General features: G+C 73.0%; 23 protein-coding genes. 14 read left to right on the top strand and 9 right to left on the bottom strand.

Annotation, left to right across the window (positions count from 1 at the left end; genetic code table 11):
• The first annotated feature begins 123 nt into the window (after positions 1–123).
• The gene (recO, locus tag ACIRBX_RS13400; protein WP_402296205.1) at positions 124–870 is read left to right on the top strand and encodes a DNA repair protein RecO; all 747 of its coding nucleotides are present in this window, start codon (positions 124–126) and stop codon (positions 868–870) included.
• Positions 871–872: 2 nt separating this feature from the next.
• The gene (locus ACIRBX_RS13395; protein ID WP_402296203.1) at positions 873–1,703 is read left to right on the top strand and encodes an isoprenyl transferase; all 831 of its coding nucleotides are present in this window, start codon (positions 873–875) and stop codon (positions 1,701–1,703) included.
• Between the two features lie 92 nt (positions 1,704–1,795).
• On the opposite strand, the gene ACIRBX_RS13390 is transcribed toward ACIRBX_RS13395, so the two are convergent.
• From ACIRBX_RS13390 to ACIRBX_RS13375, 4 genes are read right to left on the bottom strand one after another with little or no spacing between them, the layout of a single operon-like run.
• Positions 1,796–2,209, bottom strand: coding sequence for a Fur family transcriptional regulator (locus tag ACIRBX_RS13390; RefSeq protein ID WP_402296202.1), 414 nt, complete (start codon positions 2,207–2,209; stop codon positions 1,796–1,798).
• Positions 2,210–2,244: 35 nt separating this feature from the next.
• On the bottom strand, positions 2,245–3,210 hold the full coding sequence (locus tag ACIRBX_RS13385; protein WP_402296200.1) for a metal ABC transporter permease: 966 nt from the start codon (positions 3,208–3,210) through the stop codon (positions 2,245–2,247).
• Positions 3,211–3,244: 34 nt separating this feature from the next.
• Positions 3,245–4,066 (bottom strand): metal ABC transporter ATP-binding protein, encoded by an 822-nt coding sequence (locus tag ACIRBX_RS13380; protein WP_402296198.1) that lies wholly within the window; start codon positions 4,064–4,066, stop codon positions 3,245–3,247.
• A gap of 29 nt (positions 4,067–4,095) precedes the next feature.
• Positions 4,096–5,067, bottom strand: a complete 972-nt coding sequence (locus ACIRBX_RS13375) for a metal ABC transporter substrate-binding protein (RefSeq protein ID WP_402296197.1) — start codon at positions 5,065–5,067, stop codon at positions 4,096–4,098.
• Positions 5,068–5,278: 211 nt separating this feature from the next.
• Between ACIRBX_RS13375 and ACIRBX_RS13370 the strand changes: the two genes are divergently transcribed.
• Positions 5,279–6,661: a glycine--tRNA ligase gene (locus ACIRBX_RS13370; RefSeq protein ID WP_402296196.1), complete on the top strand. Its 1,383-nt coding sequence runs from the start codon at positions 5,279–5,281 to the stop codon at positions 6,659–6,661.
• A gap of 93 nt (positions 6,662–6,754) precedes the next feature.
• Here the strand turns inward: ACIRBX_RS13370 and ACIRBX_RS13365 are convergent, their stop codons facing one another.
• The 3 genes from ACIRBX_RS13365 to gap form a co-directional block, all read right to left on the bottom strand.
• Positions 6,755–7,648 carry a hypothetical protein gene (locus ACIRBX_RS13365; protein ID WP_402296195.1) on the bottom strand — a complete coding sequence of 298 codons (894 nt, stop codon included), beginning with the start codon at positions 7,646–7,648 and terminating at the stop codon, positions 6,755–6,757.
• Between the two features lie 86 nt (positions 7,649–7,734).
• Positions 7,735–9,057 carry a TrpB-like pyridoxal phosphate-dependent enzyme gene (locus ACIRBX_RS13360; protein ID WP_402296194.1) on the bottom strand — a complete coding sequence of 441 codons (1,323 nt, stop codon included), beginning with the start codon at positions 9,055–9,057 and terminating at the stop codon, positions 7,735–7,737.
• Between the two features lie 146 nt (positions 9,058–9,203).
• Positions 9,204–10,211: a type I glyceraldehyde-3-phosphate dehydrogenase gene (gene gap, locus ACIRBX_RS13355; RefSeq protein ID WP_402296192.1), complete on the bottom strand. Its 1,008-nt coding sequence runs from the start codon at positions 10,209–10,211 to the stop codon at positions 9,204–9,206.
• A 174-nt stretch (positions 10,212–10,385) separates the two neighbouring features.
• Between gap and ACIRBX_RS13350 the strand changes: the two genes are divergently transcribed.
• Together ACIRBX_RS13350 and ACIRBX_RS13345 are read left to right on the top strand one after the other, a co-directional pair.
• Positions 10,386–10,925 (top strand): CGNR zinc finger domain-containing protein, encoded by a 540-nt coding sequence (locus ACIRBX_RS13350; protein ID WP_402296191.1) that lies wholly within the window; start codon positions 10,386–10,388, stop codon positions 10,923–10,925.
• A gap of 55 nt (positions 10,926–10,980) precedes the next feature.
• Entirely contained in the window at positions 10,981–11,628 is a 648-nt protein-coding gene (locus ACIRBX_RS13345; protein ID WP_402296189.1) for a phosphotransferase, read from the top strand.
• A 41-nt stretch (positions 11,629–11,669) separates the two neighbouring features.
• Here ACIRBX_RS13345 and ACIRBX_RS13340 read toward each other — a convergent pair whose 3' ends face one another.
• Together ACIRBX_RS13340 and ACIRBX_RS13335 are read right to left on the bottom strand one after the other, a co-directional pair.
• A complete protein-coding gene (locus ACIRBX_RS13340) occupies positions 11,670–12,248 on the bottom strand; it encodes an NADAR family protein (protein WP_402296188.1) in 579 nt (192 codons plus the stop codon).
• A gap of 57 nt (positions 12,249–12,305) precedes the next feature.
• The gene (locus ACIRBX_RS13335; RefSeq protein WP_402296186.1) at positions 12,306–13,757 is read right to left on the bottom strand and encodes an MFS transporter; all 1,452 of its coding nucleotides are present in this window, start codon (positions 13,755–13,757) and stop codon (positions 12,306–12,308) included.
• 102 nt (positions 13,758–13,859) lie between these two features.
• On the opposite strand from ACIRBX_RS13335, the gene ACIRBX_RS13330 reads away from it, so the two are divergent.
• The 9 genes from ACIRBX_RS13330 (at position 13,860) to ACIRBX_RS13290 (ending at position 24,105) form a co-directional block, all read left to right on the top strand.
• Positions 13,860–14,717, top strand: a complete 858-nt coding sequence (locus ACIRBX_RS13330) for a helix-turn-helix transcriptional regulator (protein WP_402296184.1) — start codon at positions 13,860–13,862, stop codon at positions 14,715–14,717.
• Between the two features lie 203 nt (positions 14,718–14,920).
• Entirely contained in the window at positions 14,921–16,075 is a 1,155-nt protein-coding gene (gene dusB, locus ACIRBX_RS13325; protein ID WP_402296183.1) for a tRNA dihydrouridine synthase DusB, read from the top strand.
• A 564-nt stretch (positions 16,076–16,639) separates the two neighbouring features.
• A complete protein-coding gene (gene ppdK / locus ACIRBX_RS13320; RefSeq protein ID WP_402296182.1) occupies positions 16,640–19,348 on the top strand; it encodes a pyruvate, phosphate dikinase in 2,709 nt (902 codons plus the stop codon).
• 194 nt (positions 19,349–19,542) lie between these two features.
• Positions 19,543–20,112: a ribonuclease domain-containing protein gene (locus tag ACIRBX_RS13315; protein ID WP_402296180.1), complete on the top strand. Its 570-nt coding sequence runs from the start codon at positions 19,543–19,545 to the stop codon at positions 20,110–20,112.
• 74 nt (positions 20,113–20,186) lie between these two features.
• Positions 20,187–20,651: a hypothetical protein gene (locus ACIRBX_RS13310; protein WP_402296179.1), complete on the top strand. Its 465-nt coding sequence runs from the start codon at positions 20,187–20,189 to the stop codon at positions 20,649–20,651.
• Complete coding sequence (locus ACIRBX_RS13305) at positions 20,648–20,956, top strand: transcriptional regulator (protein WP_402296177.1); 309 nt, start codon at positions 20,648–20,650, stop codon at positions 20,954–20,956. The genes ACIRBX_RS13310 and ACIRBX_RS13305 overlap by 4 nt, the downstream gene beginning before the upstream one ends.
• Before the next feature lie 103 nt (positions 20,957–21,059).
• Complete coding sequence (locus tag ACIRBX_RS13300; RefSeq protein WP_402296175.1) at positions 21,060–21,893, top strand: alpha/beta fold hydrolase; 834 nt, start codon at positions 21,060–21,062, stop codon at positions 21,891–21,893.
• A 102-nt stretch (positions 21,894–21,995) separates the two neighbouring features.
• Positions 21,996–23,201: an ADP-ribosylglycohydrolase family protein gene (locus tag ACIRBX_RS13295; protein WP_402296173.1), complete on the top strand. Its 1,206-nt coding sequence runs from the start codon at positions 21,996–21,998 to the stop codon at positions 23,199–23,201.
• A 247-nt stretch (positions 23,202–23,448) separates the two neighbouring features.
• On the top strand, positions 23,449–24,105 hold the full coding sequence (locus tag ACIRBX_RS13290; protein WP_402296172.1) for an MOSC domain-containing protein: 657 nt from the start codon (positions 23,449–23,451) through the stop codon (positions 24,103–24,105).
• The last annotated feature ends 181 nt before the right edge of the window (positions 24,106–24,286 follow it).

Genomic DNA, 24,286 nt, shown 5'->3' with positions numbered 1-24,286 from the left:
GGCTGTGTCGCCCTGGGTGGTTGCCGGAAGCTCGCCGCAGGCGCTTTCCGTTCGGCTGTCTGAAGCCCGCCGCAGGCGTTCCGCTGGTGAGGGCTGTCGGTGGGGTGCGGGAGAATGGGCGGCATGAGTCTGTTCCGGGACGACGGCATCGTCCTCCGTGCCCAGAAGTTGGGCGAGGCCGACCGGATCATCACGCTGCTGACGCGTCAGCACGGGAAGGTGCGGGCGGTGGCCCGTGGTGTCCGCAAGACCAAGTCGAAGTTCGGGGCCAGGCTGGAGCCGTTCTCGCACGTGGACGTGCAGTTCTTCAGCCGCAACGCGGATCTGATCGGCCGTGGGCTGCCGCTCTGCACCCAGGTCGAGACCATCGCCCCCTACGGCGGACGGATCGTCACCGACTACACCCGGTACACCGCCGGCACCGCGATGCTGGAGACGGCCGAGCGGTTCGCCGAGCACGAGGGCCAGCCGGCCGTGCAGCAGTACCTGCTGCTGGTGGGCGGGCTGCGCACGCTCGCGTCCGGCGGGCACGAGCCGCACCTCGTGCTGGACGCCTTCCTGCTCCGCTCCCTCGCGGTCAACGGCTACGGCGCCAGCTTCACCGACTGCGCCAAGTGCGGCCTCCCCGGCCCGAACCGGTTCTTCTCCCTCCAAGCGGGCGGGGTGCTCTGCGGTGACTGCCGCGTGCCCGGTTGTGCCGTACCCTCCCCTGAGACACTGGTACTGCTCGGGGCGCTGCTGTCGGGGGACTGGCAGACGGCGGACAACAGCGAGCCCAGGTACTGGCGGGAGGGCAGCGGACTGGTCGCCGCCTACCTGCAGTGGCACCTGGAGCGGGGCATCCGCTCGATGAGATACGTGGAGAAGTGAGCATGGCAGCGCGACGGCTCTTCGGCAGCAAGCAGCGGGAGTACGCCCCGCCGACCCCGCACCCGAGCGGTGCCCGCCCGCCGAAGCTCCCGGGGGAGCTGGTGCCGGGTCACGTCGCGATCGTGATGGACGGGAACGGCCGCTGGGCCAAGGAGCGCGGCCTGCCCCGGACGGAGGGACACAAGGTCGGCGAGTCGGTGGTGCTGGACGTGCTCAAGGGCGCGATCGAGCTGGGTGTGAAGAACGTCTCGCTGTACGCCTTCTCCACCGAGAACTGGAAGCGGTCCCCGGACGAGGTGAAGTTCCTGATGAACTTCAACCGGGACGTGATCCGCCGCCGCCGGGACGAGATGAGCGAGATGGGCGTCCGGATCCGCTGGGCCGGCCGGATGCCGAAGCTGTGGAAGAGCGTCGTCCAGGAGCTCCAGGTCGCCGAGGAGATGACCAAGGACAACGACGCCGTCACCCTCTACATGTGCGTCAACTACGGCGGCCGGGCCGAGGTCGCGGACGCCGCCGCCGCCATCGGCCGGGACGTCGCGGCGGGGAAGCTCGACCCGTCGAAGATCACCGAGAAGACCCTGGCCAAGTACATGTACCACCCGGACATGCCGGACGTGGACCTCTTCCTGCGCCCCAGCGGTGAGCAGCGCACCTCCAACTTCCTGCTCTGGCAGAGCGCCTACGCCGAGCTGGTGTTCCAGGACGTGCTCTGGCCGGACTTCGACCGCCGCGACCTGTGGCGGGCCTGCGAGCAGTACGCGATGCGCGACCGCCGCTTCGGCGGCGCGCTGCCGAACGAGGTCGCCGCCGAGGTCCCGCCGCAGCGCTGAGCCCCGCAGGCGGACGACGCCGAGCCCCGCAGACGACGGAGGGCCCGTACGGACGAGATCCGTACGGGCCCTCCGGTCGTTCTGGCGCCGCGTCAGACGACGGCCTTGGCCGCGCAGCTCGCGCAGGTGCCGAAGATCTCCAGGGTGTGCGCGATGTCGCTGTAGCCGTGCTCGGCCGCGATCGAGTTGGCCCAGCGCTCGACGGCCGGGCCCTCCACCTCGACGGTGGAGCCGCAGGAGCGGCAGACCAGGTGGTGGTGGTGTCCGCTGCTGCACCGGCGGTAGACCGCCTCGCCGTCGGCGGTGCGGAGCACGTCCACCTCGCCGGCGTCGGCCAGCGACTGGAGGGTGCGGTAGACGGTGGTGAGCCCGACCGAGTCGCCCCGGTGCTTGAGGAGGTCGTGCAGTTCCTGAGCGCTGCGGAAGTCCTCGACCTCGTCCAGGGCCGCCCAGACGGCGGCTCGCTGCCGGGTCGATCGGGCGCGCGACGGGCCTGCGGTGGTCACCGTGTGTCCTCCAGGGAGTGTGGGCGGCTGGCACCTCATTGTGCCAGCCCCCGACTGGTGACCGAATCCTCCCCGCGTGACTCCCCGTCGTGCCGGGCGGGCCCGTCGTGCTCCGGTCCGCCGTGCTGGGGTCCGGCCTGGCCGGGCAGCCGGACCTCGCAGACCTCGGGGCCGGTGTCCGGGGCGGCCCGGTGCCGGCGGCGGGCCAGCGGTGCGGCCAGTGCGCTGAAGACCGCGAAGACCACGATGGCCAGCAGCACGATGGCCGGGCCGGAGGGCAGGTCGGCCTGGTAGGAGCCGGCCACCCCGGCCACCGCGACGGCCACCCCGACGCCGATCGAGGCGGCCTGGGTCAGCGCGAAGGAACGGGTCAACTGCTGGGCGGCGACCACCGGGACGACCATCAGCGCGGAGACCAGCAGCAGGCCGACCACCCGCATCGCCACCGTGACGGTGACGGCGGCCATCACCGCGAGCAGCAGGTTGAGCGCCCGCACCGGCAGGCCGGTGACCCGGGCGAACTCCTCGTCCTGGCAGATCGCGAAGAGCTGGCGGCGCAGGCCGATGGTGACCGCGATCACCGCGGCGGCCAGCACCGAGATGGTCAGCAGGTCGGCGGGGGAGACGGTGAGGATGGAGCCCCAGAGGTAGCTCTCCAGGCTGGTGGCCTGCGAGCTCATGCTGACCAGCAGCTTCCCGCAGGCCATGCCGCCGTAGAAGAGCATGGCGAGGGCGATGTCGCCGCGCTGGTTGCCGCGCGAGCGGACCACCTCCATCACCACGGCGCCGAGCACGCAGACCAGTACAGCCATCCAGACCGGGCTGGTCTGGAAGAAGAAGCCGAGGCCGACGCCGGTGAGCGCGACGTGGCCCATGCCGTCGCCCATCAGGGCCTGCCGCCGCTGCACCAGGTAGATGCCGACGGCGGGGGCGGTGATGCCGACCAGCACGGCGGCGAGCAGCGCCCGCTGCATGAAGTCGTAGCTGAGCATCTCGGTCATCGCGGCAGTCCTGGGGTGGGGGTGGGGGCGGCGCTCATGCGAGCAGCCGAGGGGTCGTCAGGTGGTCGTCCCCGTGCGGGTGGACGTGGTCGTGGCCGGGGAGGGCGTGCTGGCCGGTGTTCGGGATCGGCGGGCCGTCGTAGGCGACGCAGCCGTCGCGCAGGACCACGGTGCGGTCGATCAGCGGCTCCAGCGGCCCGAGTTCGTGCAGCACCAGCAGGACGGCCGCGCCGCGTTCGACCTCGGTGCGCAGGGTGTCGGCCAGCACCTGCTGGCTCTCCAGGTCCACCCCGGCCATCGGCTCGTCCATGATGAGCAGCTCGGGTGTGCCGACCAGCGCGCGGGCGATCAGCACCCGCTGGTGCTGGCCGCCGGAGAGCCCGGCGACGCCGTCGCCGGCCCGCTCCAGCATCCCGACGGCGGCCAGCGCGCGGTCCACCGCCGCCCGGTCCCGGCGGCGGAACGGCAGCAGCCCGTGCTTGGGCAGCCGTCCGGTGGAGACCACCTCGCGGACGGTGGCGGGCACCCCGCTGGCGGCGGTGGTGCGCTGCGGCACGTAGCCGATCCGCTGCCAGTCGCGGAACTTGCCGAAGGGGGTGCCGAACAGCTCCAGGCCGCCGCGCTCCAGCGGCACCGCGCCGATCACCGACTTCACGGTGGTGGACTTGCCCGAGCCGTTGGCCCCGAGCAGGGCGACCACCTCGCCGGGCTGGACCTTGAGGTCCACGCCGCGCAGCACGGGACGGCCGCCGAGCGAGGCGACGGCGTCGCAGAGGCAGACGGCCGCGGGCGCGGCACCCTTACGGGGGCGCCGCGCCTCGGTGTCCGTCCCCTCGGCCACCGGGGCCTGGGGCATGACTGAACTCATGGTGATCCGGTGTCCTGTCAGTTCTGGATGCCGAAGGCGGTCTGGAGGTTGCGCAGGTTCTGCTTCATGACGGAGAAGTAGTTCTCCTTGGCCGGGTCCTTGACGCCCTCCAGCGGGTCGAGCACCGCCGTCTTCAGGCCGAGGTCCTTGGCGACGGTCTCGGCCAGCTTGGGGCTGACCAGGGTCTCGAAGAAGACGGTGGAGACGCCGTGCTCCTTGGCCTCCTTCTGGATCTCGGCCAGCTTGGCCGGGGTCGGCTCGGACTCCGGGTCCACCCCGTTGATGGCCAGCTGGTTGATCCCGTAGGCGTCGGCGAGGTAGCCGAAGGCGGCGTGGCTGGTGACGAAGGACCTCCCCTTGGCGTCCTTCAGACCGTTCTTGAACTCCTGGTCCAGGGCGGCGAGTTCGGCCACCACCCGGTCGGTGTTCCGCTGGTAGTCGGCGGCGTGCGCGGCATCGGCCTTGGCCAGCTCGGCGCCGACGCTCTTGGCCACGGCGGCGTAGCGGTTCGGGTCCAGCCACAGGTGCGGATCGCCGGCCGCGCCGGAGTGGTCGTGCCCGTCGCCCTCGGCGTGCTCGTGCCCGTCGTCCTCGGAGTGGCCCTCCGGGAGGTGGTGGTCGACCAGCGGGGAGGCGGTGGTGGCGTCCACCACGTGCTTGGAGTCGCTCTGCGCGACGGCCTTGTCGACGGTGGGCTGGAGGCCCTTGAGGTAGACCACGGCGTCGGCGCCCTTGACCTTGCCGACCTGCTTGGCCGTCAGCTCCAGGTCGTGCGGCTCGACCCCGGCGGCCGTGAGACCGGTCACCTTCACGTGCTCGCCGCCGATCTGCTGGGCGAGGTACTCCATCGGGTAGAAGGACGCGACCACGTCGAGCGTGCCCTTGCCGTCCTCGGCGCTGCTGGCTCCGCCGCAGGCGGAGAGCAGGAGGGCGGCGGTGGCGGCGGTGGCGGTGAGGGCTATGGAGGAGGGGAGGCGGCGCGACTTCATGACAACCATTCTCAACTTAAGTGGAAATGATTGTCAACTCACTCATCTGTCCGACCGTCCGACGACCCGTTCGACACACGGTGTGCACGCGAATACCGATTTGAACCCCCCACGGGGCCGCCCGGTAACCTCTGTCGGTATTCGGGTACGCGCAACCAGCCGTGCCCTGACCGTGCCGTCACTCGCGTGACGTCGTACTGAAGAGAGCACTGTGGCCGCCGACAAGATCGACACGATCGTCAGCCTGAGCAAGCGCCGAGGCTTCGTCTACCCCTGCAGCGAGATCTACGGCGGCACCCGGGCCGCCTGGGACTACGGGCCGCTGGGCGTGGAGCTCAAGGAGAACATCAAGCGCCAGTGGTGGCGTTCGATGGTCACCGCTCGGGAGGACGTCGTCGGTCTCGACTCGTCGGTGATCCTGGCCCGCGAGGTCTGGGAGGCGTCCGGTCACGTCGCCACCTTCAACGACCCGCTGACCGAGTGCCTCTCCTGCCACAAGCGCTACCGGGCGGACCACCTGGAGGAGGCGTACGAGGCCAAGCACCACAAGCTCCCGGCCAACGGCCTCGCCGACATCAACTGTCCGAACTGCGGCAACAAGGGCGCCTTCACCGCGCCCAAGGAGTTCTCGGGCATGCTGAAGACGCACCTCGGCGTCACCGAGGACGCGTCCGGCCTGGCCTACCTGCGCCCGGAGACCGCGCAGGGCATCTTCACCAACTTCGGCCAGGTGCAGACGACTTCGCGCAAGAAGCCGCCGTTCGGCATCGCCCAGGTCGGCAAGAGCTTCCGGAACGAGATCACCCCGGGCAACTTCATCTTCCGGACCCGCGAGTTCGAGCAGATGGAGATGGAGTTCTTCGTCAAGCCGGGCGAGGACGAGACCTGGCACGAGTACTGGCTGGAGCAGCGCTGGAACTGGTACGTGGACCTCGGTCTGCGCACCGAGAACATGCGCTTCTTCGAGCACCCCAAGGAGAAGCTCTCCCACTACGCCAAGCGCACGGTGGACATCGAGTACCGCTTCAACTTCGGCGGCAACGAGTTCTCCGAGCTGGAGGGCGTGGCCAACCGCACGGACTACGACCTCACCGTGCACAGCGAGGCGTCCGGCAAGGACCTGCGCTACAACGACCAGGAAGCGGGCGAGCGTTACTTCCCGTACGTCATCGAGCCGGCAGCGGGCCTCAACCGCGCCATGCTGGCCTTCCTGATCGACGCCTACTTCGAGGACGAGGCGCCCAACGCCAAGGGCGGCATGGAGAAGCGCGTCGGCATGCGGCTGGACCCGCGGCTGGCCCCGGTCAAGGTCGCGGTGCTGCCGCTCTCGCGCAACGCCGACCTCTCGCCGAAGGCCCGCGGCCTGGCCGCCGACCTGCGCACCGCGTGGAACGTCGAGTTCGACGACGCCGGTGCGATCGGCAAGCGCTACCGCCGTCAGGACGAGATCGGTACGCCGTTCTGCGTCACCGTCGACTTCGACACCCTCGACGACAACGCGGTGACCATCCGCGAGCGTGACACCATGGCGCAGGAGCGCGTCTCGCTCGACCAGGTGAAGTCCTACCTGGGCGCCCGCCTGATCGGTTGCTGACGCTCCGTCGGCCGTGAGCGGCCCCGTCACCCGTCCGGGTGGCGGGGCCGCTCCGCGTTCCGGCGCTCCGGTGGGGTTCAGTGTCCCGGCGGCTCAGTGCAGCGGGAGCCCGAGCGAGCGCAGCGCGGCCAGCGCGGCGCGGCGGCGGGGCTCGTCCAGGCCGGCCACGGCGGCGAGCACGGCGCGGTAGCGCGGCGGGGAGGCGGTGAGTGCGGCGGCGTAGTCCGCCAGGTCGGCGGGGGAGCGCAGCCGGGCCGCCTGGGCGGACAGCTCGGCGGCCAGTGGCTCGTCCAACTCCATTGCGGTGGCGGCCAGTTCGCCGGGGCGGCGGCCGGCCGCCTGGTGCAGCAGGCGGTGCGCGTCCTCGGCCCGGTCGGCCGTGTGCAGGGCGCTGGCCAGGGCAGCCAGCTCGGCGGGGGCGGCGGAGGCCCGCTCCCAGAGCAGGGTGAGCCCGTCGGCTGCCAGCCCGTGCCGCTCCAGCGCCGCCAGCAGGGAGGGGAGTTGACTGCCCGGCTGGCTCCAGAGCAGGTGGAACAGGGCGGCCGACTCCTCGGCCAGCCCGCCCCGACGCAGTTCGGCCAGGGTGCCGGCCGCCTGCTCCGGGCTGCCGTGCACGGCAGCCCGGGCCAGGTAGGGCGAGGAGCCGGCCGGGCCCTGGGCGCGCAGCAGCACCGCCAGCCGGGCCACGTCGGCCGGGGCCAGCAGGACGGCGGCCTGCGCGGTGAGTGCGGCGGACTGGTGGGCCGCCCCGCCCCGGTGCAGCTCGGTGATCCGCCCGGCCAGCGCGACCAGCTCCGGACCGGTGCGCTGGGGTGGGGGCGGCGGTGGTGAGGGGTCCGCCGGCCGGGGTGCCTCGGGAGCGGTGAACCGGGCACCCCGGGGCGGGGCGGCGGTGGCCACCGGTGCCGCCGGGGCCTCGTCGTCCAGGTACGCCCCGCCGAACCGTGCCCCGGTCGGCCGCCGCCGTGCCGCCTGCGCTCCGCTCACTCTTCGGTCCCCTCGGCTCGTCCGTGAACCGTCATCCTCCCGTCTCCACAAGGCAGTTGTGTTACGGCGGTGCTTCGGGTGGGTTTTCAGCCGGTGAGCCGGCCGGCCCGGAAGTCGGTGTACGCCTGCATGTCGAAGTGCCCGTGACCGGAGAGGCCGAACAGGATGGTCCGGGCCTCGCCGGCTTCCCGGCAGGCCAGCGCCTCGTCGATGGCCGCCTTCACCGCGTGGGTGGACTCCGGGGCCGGCACGATGCCCTCGGTGCGGGCGAACCGGACGCCCGCCTCGAAGCACGCGGTCTGCTCCACCGCCCGGGCCTCCATCAGCCCCAGCTCGTGCAGGTGGCTGATCAGCGGCGACATGCCGTGGTAGCGCAGGCCGCCGGCGTGGATGGCGGGCGGGGTGAAGGCGTGCCCGAGGGTGTGCATCCGGGCCAGCGGGGTGAGGCCGGCGCTGTCGCCGAAGTCGTAGTCGTAGCGGCCGGCGGTGAGCGAGGGACAGGAGGCCGGCTCGACCGCGACCGCCCGGACGGCCGGGCCGCCGGTCAGCTGCCGGCCCAGGAAGGGGATCGCCAGGCCGCCGAAGTTGGAGCCGCCACCGACCGCGCCGATCACCACGTCCGGTGCGTCCTCGGCGAGTTCGAACTGCCGGATCGCCTCCTGGCCGATCACCGTCTGGTGCAGCAGCACGTGGTGCAGCACCGAGCCGAGCGCGTACTTGGCGGTGCCGCCGCTGGTCGCGGCGGCCTCCACCGCCTCCGAAATGGCCAGCCCCAGGCTGCCGGTGGCCTCCGGGTCCTCGGCCAGCGCGGCCCGCCCGGCGGCGGTCAGCGGGCTCGGGCTGGCGTGCACGGTGGCGCCGAAGGTCTCCATCAGGGCCCGTCGGTACGGCTTCTGGTCGTGGCTGACCCGGACCATCCAGACCTCGCAGTCGAGGCCGAAGTACGAGCAGGCCAGCGCCAGGCTGCTGCCCCACTGCCCGGCGCCGGTCTCGGTGACCAGTCGGCGCACACCCGCCCGGTGGTTGTAGTACGCCTGCGGGACGGCGGTGTTGATCTTGTGGCTGCCGGTCGGGCTGACGCCCTCGTACTTGAAGTAGATCCGGGCCGGGGTGTCCAACTCCCGCTCCAGCCGCCGGGCGCGGACCAGCGGGCTGGGCCGCCACTGGCGGTAGACGTTCAGCACCGCGCCGGGGATGTCCACCTCGCGGGCGCCGGTGCCGAGCTCCTGGGCGATCACCTCGGCCGGGAAGAGCGGCTCCAGGTCGGCGGCGGTGACCGGCTCCTTGGTGCCCGGATGCAGCAACGGCGGTACGGGGGACGGGAGATCGGCGGAGACGTCGTACCAGGTGGTCGGGGTCTGGTCCTCGGTGAGCAGGTACTTGACGGTGCTGGAGGGTGCGGTGGTCATGGGTGCCCGGCTTCGATCGGTGGACGGTGACCGGTAGTTGCTTCCACCGGGCACCGGCGCTCACACTCGAACGGCTGACCGCCGGGGCGCGGACCGGGTACGGCGGTCCGGGCCCCGGCGGCGGCGGGGGAGGGTGCGGGTGCCGGTCAGGCGCCGAGCAGCAGCGCGGCGTCCACCACGCGGTTGGAGAAGCCCGACTCGTTGTCGTACCAGCCGAAGATCTTCACCTGGCGGCCGTCCTCGCTCACGGTGGTCAGGCCGGCGTCGAAGATGCAGGAGGCCGGGTCGCCGACGATGTCGCTGGAGACCAGCGGCGCCTCGCTGTAGCGGAGCACACCGGCCAGCGGGCCCTCCGAAGCGGCCTTGGCGAAGGCCGCGTTGATCTCCTCGACGGTGGTCGGGCGATCCACCCGGGCGGTCAGGTCGGTGATCGAGCCGACCGGGATCGGCACCCGCAGCGAGGTGCCGCCGAGCTTGCCGTTCAGGCTCGGCAGGACCAGGCCGATGGCCTTGGCCGCACCGGTCGAGGTCGGCACGATGTTGGTCGCGGCGGCGCGGGCCCGGCGGGCGTCCTTGTGCGGGCCGTCCTGGAGGTTCTGGTCCTGGGTGTAGGCGTGCACGGTGGTCATCAGGCCGTGCTCGATGCCGAACGCCTCGTCCAGCACCTTGGCCAGCGGGGCCAGGCAGTTGGTGGTGCAGGAGGCGTTCGAGACGATGTGGTGCACCTCGGGGTCGTACCGGTCGTCGTTGACGCCGATCGCGATGGTGATGTCCTCGCCGCTGGCCGGGGCCGAGATGATCACCTTGCGGGCGCCGGCCTCGATGTGCGCGCGGGCCTTGGCCGCGTCGGTGAAGACGCCGGTGGACTCGATCACCACGTCCACGCCCAGCTCGCCCCACGGCAGCTTGGCCGGGTCGCGCTCGGCGAACACCTTGATGGCGTGGCCGTCGATCACGATGCTGTCGCCCTCGGCGTGCACCTCGTTGGCCAGCCTGCCCAGCGAGCTGTCGTAGCTGAGCAGGTGGGCCAGGGTCTGCGCGTCGGTGAGGTCGTTGACGGCCACCACCTCAAGGTCGGCGCCGCGCTCCAGGGCCGCCCGGACGAAGCCGCGGCCGATCCGACCGAACCCGTTGACCGCTACCTTGACTGCCATCTCGACTCCTCGATTCCCGTGCTGCGTACGTCATGTGACGGAGCGATGCCAGGCGTCGTCGGCTGGTAACCACTCTGAGGGGTTATTCCTGAGGGTGCTACGAGCCTAACCCAGGTCCCTGCGGATAACCAGTCGTACCGGTTATCCGGGCGGAGTGCGCACTATGCTGGGGAAATGGAGTTCGTCTTTGTCAGTGGTGATCCGGCCCTCGACCTGGTCGGCACCGTGCAGCGCCGTCGCAGCCTCGCGCTGGACCAGCTCGCCACCCCCGCCGACCTGGCCGCCTGGGCGGTCGCGGCCGGGCTGGTCGACCAGCCGATGGCGGCCGATGCGGAGGACCTGGCCCAGGCCGTCCGGCTGCGCGAGGCCGTCTACCGCCTGGCCACCGCCGCCGCCCGCTCCACCCCCTACGGCGCGGCCGACCGCCGGCTGCTGAACCGGCTGGCCGACGGCCCGCACATGCGGCAGGAGCTCCGCCCCGACGGCACCCTGCGCCGCACCGGCACGGCCGAGGCACTGCTCGCCGCCCTGGCCCGCTCCGCCCAGCGCCTGCTCGCGCTGCCGCTGGCCGCCCCGGTCAAGGAGTGCGCCGCCGAACCCTGCACCCGGCTCTACGTCGACCACTCCCGCAAGGGCGCCCGGCGCTGGTGCGACATGACCCGCTGCGGGAACCGCGCCAAGGCCGCCTCCTTCCGGGAGCGGCACCTCGCCTGAGCCGGCGTCAGGTGGCGGCACCTCGCCTGAGCCGGTGTCAGGTAGCGTCGCCCGCATGACGACGGGGGAACTGATCGGCGCCGGCCGGACGGCGGACGTGTACGCGCTGGACGGGGAGTGGGTGCTGCGGCGCTACCGGGACGGCGGGGACGCCCGCGCCGAGGCCGCGCTGATGGCGTACCTGGCCGGGCACGGCTACCCCGTGCCACCGGTCCGGCCGGGCGGGACCCCGCAGGAGCTGGTGCTCGGGCGGCTGACCGGGCCGACCATGGCCGAGGCCCTGCTCGCCGGCACCCTCGGTGGGCCGGCGGCGGGTGCGATGCTGGCCGGGCTGCTGCGGGCGCTGCACGCCGTCCCGCCGCGGTCGTCCTCCGGCGGCCGGCTGCTCCACCTGGATCTGCACCCGGAGAACGTCTTCCTCACGCCCGACGGCCCCGTGGTGATCGACTGGGCCACCGCGCAGGAGGGACCGCCCGGCCTGGACACCGCGATGTCCGCCCTGATCCTGGCTCAGACGGCGCTCACCGTGCCCGCCCTCGGCGAGGCGATCCATCCGATCCTGCGGGCCCTGGTCCGTGAGCTGGGCGGCACCGACGGCATGCTGCTCGACCGGGCCAGGGTCCGCCGGGCCGCCGACCCGATGCTCTCCGCTGCGGAGACCGCGGTGCTGAACGAGGCGGTCGCGCTGGTCCGCACGGTCTGACGCACCCGCACCCGCACCCGCACCGGGCCGGGCCGCGCGCTCTAGGCGCCGGCGGCGAGCCGGGTACGGGCCTCCATCAGGGCGAAGCCGAGCAGGTTGAGGCCGCGCCAGTCGGCGGGGCGGGTGGCGCGCTCGTCGTCGGCGTGCAGGCCGATGCCCCAGATCCGGTCGATCGGGCTGGCCTCGACCAGGACCCGCCTGCCGGTGCCGAGCAGGTAGCTGCGCAGCGCCTCGTCCTGGCCGAACTTGGCGACGTTCCCCCGGACCACCAGCTCGAAGCGTTCGGCGTCCCAGCGCCGGTCGTCGAAGCGGCGGACCTGGCGGCCGAGCTTCTTCGCCTCCGGGGCCGATCCGGCGGCCAGCACCTTGGCGAGGACCTCTTCGTCCCCGAACAGCCGGGCCTTCCCCGCCATCATCCAGTGCTCGGCCGTGGGGTACCGGACCCCGTCCACCTCGAACACCCCCGGCCACCACTGGCTGAGGGCCCCGGCCCCGATCCGTCCGTCACGCTCCGGCCGGTGGCCCCAGAAGAACACGTACTTCGGCTGCGCTCCGGCCGCCACCAGGGCGGCGAGCGCCTCGCGGTCGCGGGTGTCGGTGGGCAGCTGAGGTGTCGTCATGACCCGATCCTCGCACCGCCCGCCCGGGCCGGACCACCGGTTTTGCCGCCGGGGAGCTCACCCGGTCGACCGGGGGAGGCCCAGGCTCAGGACGAGGATCGCGACCGAGCCGGCGGCCTGGATCCCCAGCACGACGGCCAGTGCGGGCAGGGCACCCAGGGTGGGTGACAGGGAGAGGTAGAGGGTGCCGAGGGTGGCGACGCCGAGGGCGAGGCTCGACTGCTGCGCGGTGGCGAGCACGCCGCTGCCGGTGCCGGCCCGGGCGGTGGGGACCTTGGTGAGGACGACCCGGAAGAGGGGAGTGCCGACCAGGCCCTGCCCGATGCCGGCCAGCGCGACGCCGGGCAGCATCCGGAGCGGGGACAGCCCGGTGGTGAGGGCGGTCAGCAGCAGGGTGAGCAGGCCGAGCCCCTGGAGGGCGGCGCCGGTGGTGATCACCCGGCTGCCGTGACGGCTCATCAGCCGGGGCGAGGCGAGCGAGGCGGTGAAGTAGCCGACCGCCATCGGGACCAGGGCCCAGCCCGCCGACACCGGGCCGAGGTGCAGCGACTGCTGGAGCAGCACGGCCACCACGAACATGAAGCCGCCGAAGCCGGTGAAGTAGGGGAGCGCGATGCCCAGCCCGCGCCGCATCTCGGGGATCCGCAGCAGGGAGAGGGGGAGCAGCGGATCGCCGCCCCGGGCCTCCAGCCGCTGCTCGGTGCGGAGGAAGAGGAGAAGGAGGAAGGGGAAGGAGCCGAGGGCGAGCCAGGACCAGAGCGGCCAGCCGAGCACCCGGCCCTCCATCAGCGGGACGAACAGCGCCAGCAGGGTGAGGGAGAGCAGGGCGGTGCCGGCCAGGTCGATCCGGGCGGCCCGCTCGGCCCGGTTCTCCGGGACGTGACGGAGCGCCAGCAGGGCGGTGGCCAGGGCGAACGGGACGTTCAGCAGGAAGACCGCCCGCCAGCCGGTGCCGAGCACGTCGGCCGAGACCAGGAAACCGCCGAGCACCTGGCCGATCACCACCGAGACGCCGCCCACGGCGCCGTAGACCGAGAGTGCCCGGGCCCGGCGGGGGCCGTCGGTGGCGGCGGTGATGGTGGCCAGCACCTGGGGGAGCAGCACGGCCGCCGCCGCCCCCTGGAGCACCCGCCCGGCCACCAGCGACCAGGCCCCGGGGGCCAGACCGCAGAGAAGCGAGGCCAGCGCGAAGCCGAGCGAGCCGCCGACGAACAGCCGCCGCCGGCCGAGCGCGTCGCCGAGCCGGCCGCCGAGCACCAGCAGGACGGCGAAGGCGATGCCGTACCCCGCGGCGATCAGTTCCAGGACGGCCGGGCCGGCCGCGAGGTCATGCTCGATGGTGGGGAGCGCGACGTTGACGATGAAGAAGTCCAGCATGGGGAGGAAGGCGCCGAGCAGGACGGTGGCCAGCCCGGCGGTGGAGAGGCCGGCGCTGGACGGGCCGGTGCCGGTCCGGCCGGTGGGCGAGGCGGCGGCGAGCTGCTGAGGGTGGGTCAGTTGCTGGGTCACGTCGACCAGCCTGGCCGAGTCGTCAGCCTGGTACCAGATGCTTCCTATCCTGGTACCGGCAGCACCTGGCAACAGGACCGTCCGCCCGCCATCCTGGTACCCATGACCACCACCGCCACCGCCCGCACCGAGCTGGCCGCCTTCCTGCGCAGCCGCCGGGAGCGGATCGCCCCCGAGCAGGTCGGGCTCCCCGCCGTCGGCCGCCGCCGCACCCCGGGCCTGCGCCGGGAGGAGGTCGCCCAGCTCTCTGCCGTGGGGGTGACCTGGTACACGTGGCTGGAGCAGGCGAGGCCGATCCAGGTCTCCGGCCAGGTGCTGGACGCGCTGGCCCGGGCGCTGATGCTGGACCGCAGCGAGCGGGCCCACCTGTTCGCGCTGGCGGGCAGCGAGGACCCGGTCGCCCAGCCGGTCTGCCACACGGTGACCCCGGCGGTGCAGCTGCTGCTGGACCGGGTGGACCCGTACCCGGCCGCCGTGGTGAACAGCCGGTACGACGTGCTGGCGCACAACCGGGCGTACACCTGGCTGGCCGGTGACCTGGAGGCGCTGCCGTTCGAGGAGCGGAACCTGATGTGGCTGGCCTTCACCGACAGCGTCTTCGGCTCCCGGCTGGTGGACCGCCGCACCGACTGCGCGGCGATGGTGGCCCGCTTCCGCGCGGCGATGGCCGACCACACCGCCGAGCCGGCCTGGAAGGCGCTGCTGCACCGGCTGCGGACGGCCTCGCCGGAGTTCGAGGAGCTCTGGCAGCGGCACGAGGTGTCCGCCCCGGGCAACGGCGAGAAGCGCTTCGTGGTGCCGGAGGAGGGCTTGCTCTCCTTCACCTACACCAGCCTCTGGCTCGGCCCGCGCCCCAGCACCCGGCTGGTCACCTACACCCCGCTGGACGGGGAGACCGCCGCGTCGCTGGAACGGCTGGCGGCCGGGCGGGGTGAGGGGAGTGCCGGGAGGCCGATGTGACGGACCAGAAGACCGCGGTGGTGCCGGACCGGTCGGCGGCGGGGCGGGGGCGAGGACGGCGGACGGCGGGACCGCCGCGTCGCCGGAGGGGTCGGCGGCCGGGAGCGGGTGAGGGGCGCCGCGGAGCCGGGCCGGACGGTGGCTGCGCCGAGTGGGGGACAATGGGAAGTCCCGTCCGCCGAGCCCCGAGGAACCGTCGCGTCATGACCACCACTCCCGCTCCCGAGTTCAAGCCGCTCGACATCGGGCCGATGCAGGTCTGGCCGCCGGTGGTGCTGGCGCCGATGGCGGGGATCACCAACGCCCCGTTCCGCACCCTGTGCCGGGAGCAGAGCGGCGGCAAGGGCCTGTACGTCAGCGAGATGATCACCACCCGGGCGCTGGTCGAGCGGAACGCCAAGACCATGCAGCTGATCCACTTCGACCCGAGCGAGAAGCCGCGCTCGATCCAGCTCTACGGGGTGGACCCGGAGACGGTGGGCCGGGCGGCCAAGATGATCTCGGCCGAGGGCCTGGCCGACCACATCGACCTCAACTTCGGCTGCCCGGTGCCCAAGGTGACCCGCAAGGGCGGCGGTTCGGCGCTGCCGTACAAGCGGAACCTGCTGCGCGAGATCCTCCGGCAGGCGGTGGCCAACGCCGGCGACCTGCCGGTGACCATGAAGATGCGCAAGGGCATCGACGACGACCACCTCACCTACCTGGACGCCGGCCGGATCGGCGCCGAGGAGGGCGTCAAGGCGATCGCGCTGCACGGTCGCACGGCCGCCCAGCACTACGGCGGCACCGCCGACTGGTCGGCCATCGCCCGGCTGCGCGAGTCGGTGCCGGACGAGGTGCCGGTGCTGGGGAACGGGGACATCTGGTCGGCCGAGGACGCCGTCCGGATGATGCGCGAGACCGGCTGCGACGGCGTGGTGGTCGGCCGGGGCTGCCTGGGCCGGCCCTGGCTGTTCAAGGAACTGGTCTCGATCTTCGAGGGCGAGGTGGACCGGGCCCGCCCGGCCTTCGCCGACGTGGCGAAGGCGATGGTCCGGCACGCCGAGCTGCTGGGTGAGTGGATGGGGGACGAGGCGCGCGGCGTGGTGGACTTCCGCAAGCACGTCGCCTGGTACACCAAGGGCTTCTCGGTCGGCTCGGAGCTGCGGGTGAAGCTGGCGATGTCGAGTTCACTGGCCGAACTCACCGAGACCCTCGCCCAGGTGGAGCAGACCCAGCTCTGGCCGGAGGGCGCGGACGGACCGCGCGGCCGGACCAGCGGCAACAACCGCGTGGTGCTGCCGGAGGGCTGGTTGGACGATCCGTACGACTGCGCCCTGCCCTCCATGGACGCCGAATCGGACACCTCGGGCGGATGAGTGCTACAGGGTGGCCAAATTGGCCACCCTGGTGCACAGGCCGACCCGGACGGGCCCTCTTGGACATCCTGGCCAAGAGGGCTCCTTTGTGGCCGTTTTCGGCGACAGGGAGTGCGGATAGCTCGACGGAAGGTGACGGAGTATCCGATCGGGGTACGCCCGTTGGCTGAGATGCGCTCGTGACGCTGGCCACATACGGTGGCCACTGACGGTCGGTCAGGTGGCCGGGTCGGCCTCCGGAGGGTGGATCGCTTCCCGAAGGGCCCGGATGCCGGATCCGCCCGACTGGCCACAGGAAATCAAGCCGGGGCAACATCGTGGGCGATCCGCCGCTACGCTCCGTCCGGTTCAGGTGATCTTCGCGTTTCGTTGCCTTCAAGAGTTGAAGACTTGCTCGCGTCAGCCGGACGATTTCAGCACCAGAGGTGAACGCCCGACCGGGCATTCGATCTGGCGGGTCGTCAGCCGTTCGCAGGAACGGAGGGCCTGCCAACGGCGCGAAACCGCCTTCGAAATGGGTATGTTCTCCGGCGTCAGGGCAACCGTGTGCGAGGAGACCGACCCGTGCCGTCGCAGCAGAAGTTCGTTTACTCCTTCACCGAAGGAAACAGGGACCTCAAGGACCTTCTCGGTGGCAAGGGAGCCAACCTCGCCGAGATGACCAACCTGGGCCTGCCGGTCCCTCCCGGCTTCACCATCACCACCGAGGCGTGCAAGGTCTTCCTGGAGACCGGCAGCGAGCCCACCTCGCTGCACGAGGAGATCAGCGCCCACCTGGAGGCCCTTGAGGCCGAGATGGGCAAGAAGCTCGGTGACGCGGCCGACCCGCTGTTGGTGTCGGTCCGCTCGGGCGCCAAGTTCTCCATGCCCGGCATGATGGACACGGTCCTGAACATCGGCCTCTCCGACACCTCGGTGCTCGGCCTGGCCGCGCAGTCCGGCAACGACCGGTTCGCCTGGGACTCCTACCGCCGCCTGGTCCAGATGTTCGGCAAGACCGTGCTGGGCGTCGAGGGCGAGCTGTTCGAGGACGCGCTGGAGGCGGCCAAGCACGCCAAGGGCACCCAGGACGACCTGGACCTGACCGCCGAGGACCTGCAGGCCCTGGTCGAGACCTTCAAGGGCATCGTGCTCGAGGAGACCGGCCGCGCCTTCCCGCAGGACCCGCGCGAGCAGATGGACCTGGCCGTGCACGCGGTCTTCCACTCCTGGAACGGCGACCGAGCCCGCCTGTACCGCCGGCAGGAGCGCATCCCGAACGACCTGGGCACCGCCGTCAACGTCTGCTCGATGGTCTTCGGCAACCTCGGCGAGGACTCCGGCACCGGTGTCGCCTTCACCCGCGACCCCTCCACCGGTGCGGTCGGCGTCTACGGCGACTACCTCTCCAACGCGCAGGGCGAGGACGTGGTGGCGGGCATCCGCAACACCCTCCCGCTCTCCGACCTGGAGGGGCTGGACAAGAAGTCGTACGACGAGCTGATGGCGATCATGCAGAAGCTCGAGAACCACTACCGCGACCTCTGCGACATCGAGTTCACCATCGAGCGCGGCAAGCTCTGGATGCTGCAGACCCGGGTCGGCAAGCGCACCGCCGCCGCCGCCTTCCGGATCGCCGTCCAGCTGGTCGACCAAGGCCTGATCGACCTGGACGAGGCACTGCACCGGGTGAACGGCGCCCAGCTCTCCCAGCTGATGTTCCCCCGCTTCGCCCCCAACGCCGAGTCCAAGCAGGTCGCCTGGGGCATCGCCGCCTCGCCCGGCGCCGCGGTCGGCAAGGTGGTCTTCGACTCCTACACCGCCGTCAAGTGGTCCCGCTCCGGCGAGAAGGTCATCCTGGTCCGCCGGGAGACCAACCCGGACGACCTGGAGGGCATGATCGCGGCCGAGGGCATCCTGACCTCGCGCGGCGGCAAGACCTCGCACGCGGCCGTGGTGGCCCGCGGCATGGGCAAGACCTGTGTCTGCGGCGCCGAGGAGCTGGAGGTCGACACCAAGTCCCGCCGGATGACCACCTCCGACGGCCTGGTGATCGAGGAGGGCGACCTGGTCTCGATCGACGGCGCCAACGGCCGGGTCTACCTCGGCGAGGTACCGGTGCTCCCCTCCCCGGTGGTGGAGTACTTCGAGGGCACCCTGCACGCCGGCGCCGACGTCCAGGGCGGCCTGGTCCAGGCCGTGCACCGCCTGATGGCGCACGCCGACGTCCGCCGCCGGCTGGCCGTCCGGGCCAACGCCGACAACGCCGAGGACGCCAACCGCGCCCGCCGCTACGGCGCCCAGGGCATCGGCCTGTGCCGCACCGAGCACATGTTCCTCGGCGAGGAGCGCCGCAAGGAGGTCGAGCACCTGATCCTGGCGGACAACGACAAGGACCGCGAGCTCGCGCTCTCCACCCTGCTGCCGCTGCAGAAGGGCGACTTCCTGGAGCTGTTCCAGTCGATGGACGGGCTCCCGGTGACGGTCCGTCTGCTGGACCCGCCGCTGCACGAGTTCCTGCCGAACATCACCGAACTGTCGGTGCGCGTCGCCCTCGCCGAGGCCCGCAAGGACCCGAACGAGAACGACCTGCGCCTGCTCCAGGCGGTGCACAAGCTGCACGAGCAGAACCCGATGCTGGGTCTGCGCGGCGTCCGCCTCGGCCTGGTCATCCCCGGCCTGTTCGGCATGCAGGTCCGGGCGATCGCCGAGGCCGCCGCCGAGCGCAAGCTGGCCGGCGGGGACCCGCGCCCCGAGGTGATGATCCCGCTGGTGGGCACCGTCCAGGAGCTGGAGCTGGTCCGCGACGAGTGCGAGCGGGTGCTGGCCGAGGTCTCCTCCTCGACCGGGGTGTCGCTGGACATCAAGCTGGGCACCATGATCGAGCTGCCCCGGGCCGCCCTGACCGCCGGTCAGATCGCCGAGGCCGCCGAGTTCTTCTCCTTCGGTACCAACGACCTGACCCAGACGGTCTGGGGCTTCTCCCGGGACGACGTGGAGGCCTCGTTCTTCACCGCGTACCTGGAGAAGGGCATCTTCGGCGTCAGCCCGTTCGAGACCATCGACCGCGACGGTGTCGGCTCGCTGGTGAAGAGCGCCGTCGAGGCCGGCCGGGCCACCCGCCCCGACCTCAAGCTCGGCGTCTGCGGCGAGCACGGCGGTGACCCGGAGTCGGTGCACTTCTTCCACGAGGTGGGCCTGGACTACGTGTCCTGCTCCCCCTTCCGGATCCCGGTGGCGCGCCTGGAGGCAGGCCGCGCCGCCCTCGAGACGGCGGGCAGCGATTCGCGCTGACACGAAGCAGCGCGGTCCCATCGCTGACCGCAACCCCTCCACTCCGACCAAGTTATGGAGGGGCGCACGGCGGAGCTCGGCGCAGGAGAGCCGCCGTGTGTGACAGCTGGGCCCGGTACGGACAATGGCGTCCGTACCGGGCCCAGCGGCGTTTTGCGCCCGGACGGGGCGGGCCGGGCGGCAGGCTAGGGCCCATGAAGCACCGTCACCACCTGCTGGCCGTCGCCCTGCTGCTCGCCCTCACCGGCTGCGGCAGCGGGAAGCCGGCGGCCACCCCGAGCGGCGCCGCCGCCGCGAGCACCCCGGCGGCCGTCAGCCCTCCGGCCACCCGCACGCCGCCCGTGCCCAGCCCGCCCGCCGGCGGCCCGTCCGCCACCGGCCTGTCCACCGGCCCGTCCGCGACGGGCGCGAAGCCGTCGCCGCCGAAGCCGTCGGCCCCGGGCACGGCGAGCCCGACCGGCTGGGTGCCGACCAGTGCCGCCTACCCGGACGTCTGCCGCTCCGCGCTGCCCCCGCAGGCCCGCGACACCCTGGGCCTGATCGCCAAGGGCGGGCCGTACCCGTACCGGAGCGACGGCATCGTCTTCGAGAACCGGGAGGGCCGGCTGCCGAAGGAGGGGAGCGGCTACTACCACGAGTACACCGTGGTCACCCCCGGCGCGCAGACCCGGGGCACCCGACGGATCGTCACCGGCTCGGCGGGACAGCAGTACTGGACCGACGACCACTACGACTCCTTCGCCGAGGTGGACTCCCGCTGCTGATCCCGTCGAAAGTACTTTCCAAAACGGAAAGTAGATGCCACCATGGAAGCACTTGCCGATCCGAGGGGGATTCCATGGACAAGTCGCTCACTCCTGCCGAGGCGCTGGAGCTCGCCGGCCGGGCCACTGCCGCCGCCGCCCGGCCGGTGCCGCCACCGGACTGGTACGGCCCGGCGATCGGGGCGGTCTTCCTGGCCCAGGGGCTGGTGATCGGCACGGCGATGCAGTTCGACCTGGACTGGCTGATGATCGTGGGCTGCGCGATGGTGGGCCCGGTCATCGGAGCGCTGGCCGGGGCGGTGAGTCGGCTGAGCGGGGTGGTCAACCGCCCGTCACCTGCCGCCGCGAAGGTGGCCGTGCGCACCGCCTTCGCCATCGCGCTGGTCGAGCTCGGGCTCGGCGGGCTCGGGTGGTGGGCCGGGCTGCCGATGCTGCTGGTGGGAGCGGTGGCGGGTGCGGCGGCCGGCGGGGTGTTCTGGCGGGCCATGCGCGGGGTCACCGAGCAGATCCGCCGGGAGTGCCCGGAGGACGGCCGGTGACCGGGCTCGATCCGCAGCTGGGCAATCCGACCCGGCTCACCGTGCTGGCCTTCCTGAGCGGCTGCCAGGAGGCCGAGTTCGGCGCCGTCCGGGACTACGCGCAGGTCTCCGACTCGGTGCTCAGCAAGACCGCCGCCGTGCTGGAGGAGGCCGGGTACGTCAAGGTCAAGAAGGGGTACGTGGGCAAGCGACCACGTACCTGGCTGGCCGCCACCAAGGCCGGCCGGGCCGCCCTGGCCGGGCACCTGACGGCCCTGCAGCAGCTGGCCGCCGCCGCTGCCGAGGCCGCCGGAGCCGTGGGGTAGTGCCCCTCGTCCGGTGCGGCGCCCACCGGGCGGGTGCCGTAGCGGAGCTGACGGCCGGTCACCGCGCTTTGCCCTGACCGGCGGAGACGGGGAGGATCGGTGCATGCCCACCTTCTCCGCCCCTGACGGCACCCTGCTGGCCTACCACCGCACCGGCAGCGGCGCCCCGCTGCTCTGCCTGCCCGGCGGCCCGATGCGCGCCTCCGCCTACTACGGCGAGCTCGGCGGCCTGGCCGCCGACCGCAGCCTGTACCGCCTGGACCTGCGCGGCACCGGTGGCTCCGCGGTGCCCGCCGATCCGGAGTCCTACCGGTGCGACCGGCAGGTCGGGGACGTCGAGGCGTTCCGGGCCGCGCTCGGGCTGGAGCGGGTGGACCTGCTGGCGCACTCGGCCGGGGCGGACCTGGCGGTCCTGTACGCCGCCGCGCACCCGGAGCGGATCGGCCGGCTGCTGCTGGTGACCCCGGCCGCCGCCGCCCTGGACGTGGAGGCCACCGTCGAGGACCGGACCCGGGCCGCCGCCCTGCTGGCCGACGAGCCCTGGTACCCGGCAGCCGCCGCCGCGCTGGAGGCGACCAAGCGCGGCATCTTCGACTTCGAGGGCTTCGCCCCGCTGCTCTACGGCCGCTGGGGGACGGCCGAGTTGGCCCACGTGGCGGAGCGTGCGGAGCAGCTGCACCCGGAGGCCGCGCAGGCCTACTACCAGGACGAGGCGTTCGCCCCGGCCGCCACCCGGGCGGCCCTGGCGGAGCTGACCGCGCCGGTGCTGGTGCTGGCGGGGGAGTACGACGGGGCGCCGACCCCGGCCCGGGCGGCGGAGATCGCCGCCGCCTTCCCGAACGGCGAGCACGCGGTGCTGCCCGGCGCGGGCCACTTCCCGTGGGTCGGCGAGGCCGGGCCGTTCCTGGCGGCCGTGCGGGAGTTCCTGGACCGCTGACCCGAGCCGCCGGCCCGTCCGCTGACCAGAGGCACCGGTCCGTGTGCCGGCACGTCCGCCGGTCTGGACGGGCCGGACGGGCGGCTGCGAGGATCGGCGGCGATGACCCCCTCCTACGACGCCCTGACGGGCCTGACCGTGGGCGACTCCTTCGGCGCCCAGTTCTTCGTCCCCGACAACCGCGACCACCTGACCCACCGTCGACTCCCGCCCGGCCCCTGGCCGTGGACGGACGACACCGAGATGGCCTGCTCGGTGCACGCGGCACTGAGCGAGCGGGGCGGGATCGACACCTTCGACCTCACCCACGCCTTCGCCCACCGCCACGACTTCGACCGGGGCTACGGCCCCGCCGCCAACCGGCTGCTCCGCCTGGTCCGCGAGGGCGGCGACGCCCGGGCGCTGGCCGCCGCGCTGTTCGACGGCCGGGGCTCGTACGGGAACGGTGCCGCGATGCGGGTCGCCCCGCTGGGCGCCGCGTACGCCGACGACCCGGCGCGGGCGGTGGAGCCGGCCACCGCGACCGCCGTGATCACCCACACCCATCCGGAGGCGGTGGCCGGGGCGGTGGCCGTCGCGGTGGCGGCGGCGTACGCGGTCCGGGCCCGGACCGAGCCGGTGACGCCGGAGGGCTTCCTGCGGGCCGTGCTGGCGCTCACCCCGGACGGTGCGGTGCGGCGCGGGATCGCCGAGGCGGTCCAACTCGTCGGCTCGGCCGACCACCTGACGGCCGCTCGGCTGCTCGGCAACGGGCGGCTGGTGAGTGCGGCCGACACCGTCCCCTACGCCCTGTGGGCCGCCGCCCGGCACCTGGACGACTACCCGGCGGCACTCTGGGAGACCGTCTCGGCGGGCGGGGACATGGACACCACCGGCGCGATCACCGGCGGCGTGGTGGCCGCCCGGACGGGGGTGGCGGGCATCCCGGCGCCCTGGCTGGCCGCCGCCGAGCCCCTGCCGGAGTGGGCCGACCCCGCGCCGGGCTCGGTGGCCGGGCCGCAGGGACGGGCGATGCTGCGGCCGGAGCCGGTCGGGCTGCCGGATGCGGGGCCGGGGGCGGAGCCGGTCTGGACGGTGGCCGACTGGCGAAGGGTCAGGAGCCGGGAGCAGCCGCCCGGTGTGTGGTTCCGGTACACCCGGGAGGGCGTGCTGTACCTCGGGCGGGGCGGGGACGTCGGGTACGCGGTGCTGGTCCGGCTGGTGCGGGGCGGCTTCCGGCCGGTGGCGGCGATGGCGGAGACCGACCCGGGGCGGCATGTGGCGGCGGACCCGGCGGGGGAGTTGGCCGGGCTGCTGACGGCGCTCTGACCGGTCGGAGCGGGTGCGGACGCCCGGGCCGGCGTGCCGGCGGGCAGGTGGGCGTGCGTCAGCTGCCGCGCCTCCCCCGACGGCCCTTCGGTGCGCTCGGGGGCGGGCCGTGCCCGGACGGCCCGGCAGGCCGGGTGCCGGTGATCGGGTGTCCTCCGCCGCGCGCGGTTCCCCACGCCCCCGGCGGCCGGCCGGCCGCCGGGTAAGGGTGTGCGGGGGCCCGGGGCGGGCACGTAGATTGCGCCGTATGGCTCATCTACGCTCCGTCAACCTTGCCCGTCCGCGCCCCAACCCGGCCCGGCCGAACGCCGCCGGGACCGGCATCGACAAGCGCCCGACCGACCGGTCCGTGCTGGTCACCGCGCCCGTCGAGGCGGGCGGCTCCGGACTGGCCGGCGACGTGATCTTCGACACCGACCACCACGGCGGGGCGGTCCAGGCCGTCTACGCCTACGCCGGGGAGACCCTGGACGCCTGGGCCGCCGAGCTCGGCCGGGAGTTCTCCGACGGTTCGTTCGGCGAGAACCTGACGACCAGTGGGCTGGAGGTGGACGGCGCCCTGATCGGCGAGCGCTGGCGGGTCGGTGAGCGGCTGCTGCTGGAGGTGACGGTGCCCCGGATCCCGTGCTCCACCTTCGCGGACTGGCTGGAGGAGCAGCGCTGGGTGAAGCGCTTCACCCAGCGCGCGCTGCCCGGTGCCTACCTGCGGGTGCTGGAACCGGGCGAGATCCGGGTCGGTGACACCGTCACCGTCGAGCACCGGCCGACCCACGACCTCACGGTGGCCGAGACCTTCCGGGCCCTCACCCTCGAACCGGCGCTGCTGCCCCGCCTGCTGGAGGTCGCGGAGCTCCCCGAGAAGACCCGCGACCGGGTCCGTACCCGCCTGTCGGCGCGGGTCTAGGGGCGGTCTCCTCCTCCTTGACGGGGCCGGGCGGTCGTGGCCGGAGCACGCGCCCTCCTGATCGAGGAGACCGCTCCCAGGGGCGCGGGCAGCACCGCGGACGGCCGCCACCCGGGTGACCACCGGGTGGCGGCCGTTCGGCTTCGCGGGCCCGGTGGGCCGCCGCTGCCAAGATCGGGCT

Source organism: Kitasatospora sp. NPDC096147 (genome assembly GCF_044763225.1).
In the GTDB taxonomy this organism is placed as follows: domain Bacteria; phylum Actinomycetota; class Actinomycetes; order Streptomycetales; family Streptomycetaceae; genus Kitasatospora.
This window is presented reverse-complemented; position numbering and strand designations above follow the sequence as displayed.